This window comes from Blastomonas natatoria, from assembly GCF_003201955.1.
In the GTDB taxonomy this organism is placed as follows: domain Bacteria; phylum Pseudomonadota; class Alphaproteobacteria; order Sphingomonadales; family Sphingomonadaceae; genus Blastomonas; species Blastomonas natatoria.
Genome location: NZ_QJJM01000007.1, coordinates 1 through 5,791, shown reverse-complemented (window position 1 = coordinate 5,791; position 5,791 = coordinate 1). Strand labels below are relative to the sequence as shown.

General features: G+C 58.2%; 6 protein-coding genes and 1 tRNA gene. 6 read left to right on the top strand and 1 reads right to left on the bottom strand.

What is annotated here, in order from left to right; all coding sequences use genetic code 11:
* Positions 1-9 precede the first annotated feature (9 nt).
* The 5 genes from C7451_RS20490 (at position 10) to C7451_RS19965 (ending at position 4,244) form a co-directional block, all read left to right on the top strand.
* Positions 10-165: a cytochrome P460 family protein gene (locus C7451_RS20490; RefSeq protein ID WP_208625195.1), complete on the top strand. Its 156-nt coding sequence runs from the start codon at positions 10-12 to the stop codon at positions 163-165.
* Positions 166-249: 84 nt separating this feature from the next.
* A complete protein-coding gene (locus C7451_RS09825; protein WP_208625185.1) occupies positions 250-1,560 on the top strand; it encodes a lactonase family protein in 1,311 nt (436 codons plus the stop codon).
* A gap of 263 nt (positions 1,561-1,823) precedes the next feature.
* Positions 1,824-2,762, top strand: a complete 939-nt coding sequence (locus C7451_RS19785; protein WP_146215342.1) for an AraC family transcriptional regulator — start codon at positions 1,824-1,826, stop codon at positions 2,760-2,762.
* Between the two features lie 176 nt (positions 2,763-2,938).
* A complete protein-coding gene (locus C7451_RS09815) occupies positions 2,939-3,880 on the top strand; it encodes a helix-turn-helix domain-containing protein (RefSeq protein WP_146215341.1) in 942 nt (313 codons plus the stop codon).
* 296 nt (positions 3,881-4,176) lie between these two features.
* Positions 4,177-4,244, top strand: a tRNA-OTHER gene (locus C7451_RS19965).
* 297 nt (positions 4,245-4,541) lie between these two features.
* On the opposite strand, the gene C7451_RS09805 is transcribed toward C7451_RS19965, so the two are convergent.
* Positions 4,542-5,153, bottom strand: a complete 612-nt coding sequence (locus C7451_RS09805; RefSeq protein ID WP_066275480.1) for a S24 family peptidase — start codon at positions 5,151-5,153, stop codon at positions 4,542-4,544.
* A 119-nt stretch (positions 5,154-5,272) separates the two neighbouring features.
* Between C7451_RS09805 and C7451_RS09800 the strand changes: the two genes are divergently transcribed.
* Entirely contained in the window at positions 5,273-5,761 is a 489-nt protein-coding gene (locus tag C7451_RS09800; RefSeq protein WP_110298799.1) for an IS110 family transposase, read from the top strand.
* Positions 5,762-5,791 lie beyond the last annotated feature (30 nt).

The following is a 5,791-nucleotide window of genomic DNA, read 5'->3' as shown; positions in this document are numbered from 1 at the left end:
GACAACAAATTGTGGGGCGACGGCTGGGGCTGGGCATGGTTTGACCAGGGCGCGCCGACCAAGACAACATCGACCGATTACAAGGTAGATTGTCTAACCTGCCACGAGCCGGCCAAAGCCACCGACTGGACGTATGTCGATGGCTATCCGGTTCTGAAGAAATAAGGCTGAACCGGTGACAGGCGTTAGCCGGCCACTGGCGGTCCAACCGGCACCGGCGCGCGCGAAAAACGATGGGAGACATTGGTTATGCATTTCAAGCTCGCCCTGGCCGCCTTGATATTGTTCGGTATCGCTGTAGCGCAGACCGCAAAAGTAGCGGCACTCACGCTCACCGTGGCTGCGCTGCAGCACCCGACGCCGGCGTCGGCAAAAGTGGTAGGCCACCTTTACATGCAGTCCAACACCATCGCCAACGAGATCGTGCATTTCGCGCGTCGTGCCGACGGCACGCTGGCCGAGGTTGAGCGCGTCGCCACGGGCGGTGCCGGGTCGGGCGTATTCAAGCCAGTCAGCGGGCAAGCCAGCGCACCCAATGCCTTCGAAGGTGCCGGCAGCGTCATCCTGGCCCCGGGCAATAAGCTGCTGTTTGCCACCAATGGCGGCGACAATACGGTGTCGAGCTTTCGTGTTGCGGCCGGTGGTCGCCTTACGCTGCTCGATCGCCAGAGCACTGGCGAACCGGTAACCGGCAAAAGCGGCACGGCCAAGTCGCTCGCCTATAGCCCGGCGAGCCATACGCTGTTCGTGCTCCATGCCTTCGGACCCAACCATATTCGCGCGTTTTCGGAAAAGGCCGGCAAACTGACGTTGCGCGACGCGCGCTACAGCGTCAACAACGCCACCAAGACCGACCGAATCCCCACCCAGTTGGTTCTGTCGCCCGATCAGAAGTTTCTTCTCGTCGACATATTGTTTGATTTTCGCCCGGCGGAAAATGCCGATGGATCGGCAAAGCTGGTTGTTGCCAACGCGCCCGACAAGGACGGATTGGTCGTCTTCCCGATCCATTCGCGGGGCGCCTTGCGTGAACCGATCTTCAATGATGCGGGGGGAGCCGGCCCCTTTTTCATCGGTTTCGTAAAAGGTCGACCGGGCACCTTCATCAATGGCTATGCGGTGTCCGACGGGATCGCGATCAGCCATATCGACGCGAAGGGGCACGTTACCAATGGAGCACCGGTCCAGATCAATACTGCGGCTGGCAAGCCCTCGGAGCTTTGCTGGCTGGCGATATCCGCCGACGGCAAGCGCGTTTATGCGACCAATTTCGGATATGGAAGCTTGACCAGCTTCGCGCTCGACGGGGCTACGCTGCGCATTCTCAAAGATCCTGCGAACGATCCAATCCCCGGCGATGGCACCTTCCGCGCGGTCAATGGCCTGGTCAGCAGTGGCCCAAGCGACAGCTGGTTGAGCCCCGACGACGCTTTTCTGTACCAGATATTTGGCAACGCCTCGACGCTAATTGGCTATCGTGTGGGCAAGAATGGCAGTCTGGCCGAAGTCTCGCGCCATCCAATTGCCTATAACAGCCCGCAGGGTTTGGCCGGTTTTTGATCGCCCTCGACAATGGCGGCCCAGGCTGGCGACTTTCTCCAACGGTCGCCGTCTAATCCATGAAGGCGGATGCTGCGGGGCGACCAGCGGCGAGCGCAGAAATGGGGATGTCCTCGGTTGCGAACTCGGTCAGGTGTTCCGTTCGCTGCGATGGTACATTCTGTAATCATCAAAACTGTGCTATCAACAGGTCAATAACGACCCGTTGGAGCTGTTGGCACTCGTCAGCAGATGGAATCGCGTTGCGACATTGGGGGTAGTTTTTGGCAACAGAGTTTGGTCCAACCAGCACCCTGCCCGGGACAGAAGCCGGTCCGCACAGCCCGGACCGGTTAGAGGCCATTTATGCGAAGCAAACGATAGCCAAGGGTTTCGGCTCCCTGGGTGTGTCAGCAGCACTCTGGCAAACGGAAATCTTCGCGGGTTGCGATCAAAATATCCCCGCCTGCCCGCATACCCATGCGATTTCGACCTGCCTTAACGGCGGGGGTGAGATTAGTTCTTTCATCAATGGTCGTTTTCGTTATCGTCGGCAGATCGTTCCCGGCAGTACGGGCATTCTTCGGGCGGGAGACACGGCACGTTCCGTTACCCACACCGGCTGGGGTCACTGTCTGCATCTCTATCTGCCCAACAGTCTTTTGCAACAGAGCGCGGCCGATGACTTCGGGCAAAATGCTCAGGTCGAGCTGCTGCCAACTGATATCCGACTCGATCCGGCCATCACCCAGTTGGGAAAGCTTGCTGCGCAAGAAATTCGGATTCCGAGCGGCGGCAGCAGGATGATGCTGGACAGCGTTTCTTTGGCATTGGTCGTCCGCGTGCTGCGGTCCTGGTCGAGCCTGTCAGCACCCACCGAACTGCATCGGTCAGGCCTTGCACCCTGGCAGCAAAAGCGCGCCATTGAGCAGCTTCAAAGTCGCTATCACGAGAATTTGTCGATCACCGATCTTGCAGCGGAAGCGCGACTTTCGCCCTTTCATTTCATTCGCAGTTTCAAGCGCTCCGTTGGTGTTCCACCGCATCAATATCTGACGCAGATCAGGATGGAACGCGCCCGTTTGCTGCTGGAAACGACCGATATGGCCATCACGGATGTTGCCTTCGAAACAGGTTATCAATCTCCAGCCCATTTTGCGCGACTCTTTCGCCGGCGCTATGGGATGACCCCGACCGCCTATCGGCGCGAACGGAACACATGATGGGGCCGCGCAACGTGATCCCCATCCTTGGGCAAGCGACCTCCCGGGTGCGACAGGTATCGTCGCGCAAGAAGGCGGGTGAGGCGACGGCGGGTTTTCCTCCGCGCGGTTCCTGTTCGCGTTGGGCGACGAACGCCGCCACTTTGGTATGGGTCAAGCGAGAAGTGGGGTAGCTTGTGTCAACAGAGTTTGATTCTACCGGCAGTCTGCCCGGGACTGAAACCGGTCCGCTCAACGCAGATCGGATAGAGCTTTCCTACAGCAAAACGCCCATAGCCAAGGGTTTTGGCTCACTGGGCTTGTCGGCTGCACTTTGGCAATCTGATGTTTTCGCCAATAGCGAAGCGTCACGCCCTGCCTGCCCGCACACGCACATGATTGAGACTTGCCTTTTCGGCGGGGGCGAGAGCAGCCTCTTCATCGATGGCCGCCACCTGTTTCATCGTCGTATTGTTCCGGGCAGCACGGCCCTTGTGCGAGCAGGAGAAGCGCCGCGTTCCGTCACCTACTCTGCCTGTGGCCAGTGCATGCATCTCTATCTTCCCGACAAATTGTTGCAGCAGAGCGCGACGGAGGAATTCGATTGTCCCGGGTCGGTCGAATTGCAGCAGCGCGGTCTCCAGGAAGATCCAATGATCGCCCAGATGGGGCGACTTGTTGCGCAAGAACTCGAGGCTCCCAGTGGCGGCAGCCGGATGATGCTGGACAGCGTTTCGTTGGCAGTGACTGTAAGAATGCTTCGAACATGGTCGAGCCTGTCCGAGGGCACCGACCTGAATAATGCGTCGGGGCTTGCACCCTGGCAGCAAAAGCGAGCCATTGAGCACATCCAAAGTCGCTACTGCGAGAATTTGTCAATCGCCGACCTCGCGGCGGAAGCGCGACTTTCACCCTATCATTTCATCCGCAGTTTCAAGCGTTCCGTTGGCGCTCCGCCGCATCAATATCTGACGAGGGTAAGGCTAGAACGTGCCCGTGTGCTGCTGGAAACGACCAATTTGGCCATAACAGAGGTTGCGTTCGAGATTGGTTACCATTCACCGGGCCATTTTGCACGGCTCTTCCGCCGAAGCTACGGCATGACGCCGACAGCTTATCGACGCGAACGGAACACCTGATTGGAGCCAGCCCGCAGCATCGGTATCTGAACATAATCGGGCGCTAGGTCACATGCCCCTAACGGGATTCCCATCGGGCACGACTTCTGGTTCAGTGGCCTGACGCAGGGCCAACTGTAGTGGCGCGGTTTGATTTTTCGGATTTCGAGTGGTCAGTGATCGAGCATGTCTTTCCGACCAACATCCGGGGCGTGAACCCGGTTGACCACCGTCAGGTGCTGAACACAATATTCTGGCGGTCGCGGACCGGCAGAGGCGTCTTCAGATGAACAGGGTGCATGCTTGCGGACAATTAAGGACGCATGCAGACACAAAACCGCTCTTAATCAGCGGGTCCTAGGTTCGAGCCCTAGTGCGTCCACCACCTTCTCCTTACTTTTCAAGAAGTTATCTCCCTAGTCAGATCGGGCGGCATAGATCGATTGTGTGCTAGGTAGCTCTCTAGGTAGCAACGCGCTAATGCAGCGCTGAGGTTGCTCAAGCGCTACGCATCAGCGGTCTTGGTGGTGAATTCAGCGTCTGCGAGTGGTCGTCTGCCATAACGCGAGTCGTCGGATCACGTACCGACCACTGCGTCGGCTAATCCCACCTCGCGTCTAAGCAGCACGGCACGCTGGGATGGCCGCTTAGAGCCTCCGGCAGCGCGGGGTCATAATGACAGCTAGGCTACCCGAGCTCCGATCCAGATCACCCGGCCGACAATATCGACGCCCTTGCGCTGGATGCCCTGCCAGCTCGGATATGCGGGGTGATCGGTAAGAACGGTCAGACGGTTCTTCGTTGGGTCGATCGCTATCCGCCTTACGAAGATTTCAGAAGACCCACGAATGGCATAAAGGCCTTCACGCACGCTCTCCTGGAAGCGAACTCGGCTAATCATAACCTCGTCGCCATTGCAGAGGGTCGGCTCCATCGCCTCACCAACAATTGGCAAGATTGCGACACTGGCGGGCTGATCACACAGCCGACCTAGCCAAGCCGCATCAACCAACCGCCATTGTGAGCGTGAATCGTTGCCTGTCCCGTTCAGTAGGGGGACTTTGATTATCGAACGCTGCCCGACTGTCGGCCCCTCCTTTCCACCCAGCATCTCTACGGGCACGTCAAAATGCAATGCCAGCAGCGCTATATCGCTTTGGTCAAGGCGGGCTGGAGAACCTCGTTTAATGAACTGCTGGATGTATGCCGAGTTTCTCCCGAGGAGGCGCGAGATCGATGCGTAGGTCTCTCCTCGCTCGCTGATTAGGCCATCCAACGCCTCCCGCGGCTCCATCCTATCATCTCCTTCGATTTCCTACCTCTCTATCACATGCCGGAGGACGAATCCTAGTCGGACAGCCCCGACAAGGTCAGTAGGGCAAGCGAAAGAAACAAACGTCGTACGGGAGCAAAATGCCACGGCACCTGCGCTACTGGGTCGGCCTCGACGCCGGCCACTCGGAGACTGCGGTCTGCCTCGTCGATGCCGAAGGACACGTATTCTTCGAGGCAATGACTGAGACCCGCGCTGCTCCGATAAGAGATATCCTTCGACGGTTCGGCGTTGGGCCTGTCCAGTCTATTACGATCGAGGCCGGTGTCGGCACTCAAATGGTTCGGGATCTCCGTTCGTTCGGGTTTCCCGTTCAAGTCGTCGACGTTCGCAAATCAAGCAAATTCCTGGCGATCCGACGTCAAAAGACTGATGCGAATGATGCCAAAGGTCTCGCTGAGCTTGGCCGACTGGCGCCGTCCTTCGGTCCCCATGTTTTCATCAAACCGGTGGAGCACCAGGACATCCGGATAATGATCAACATCCGTCGAACCCTGCTAAAGCGTAAGCGGTGTTTTCAGCCCACGTCGATCCAAGGCATGAGGTCGCCGACGCTGTTTGCGGGATGACCATCGGCAAGCTTGGCGAGCGTCTCGGTC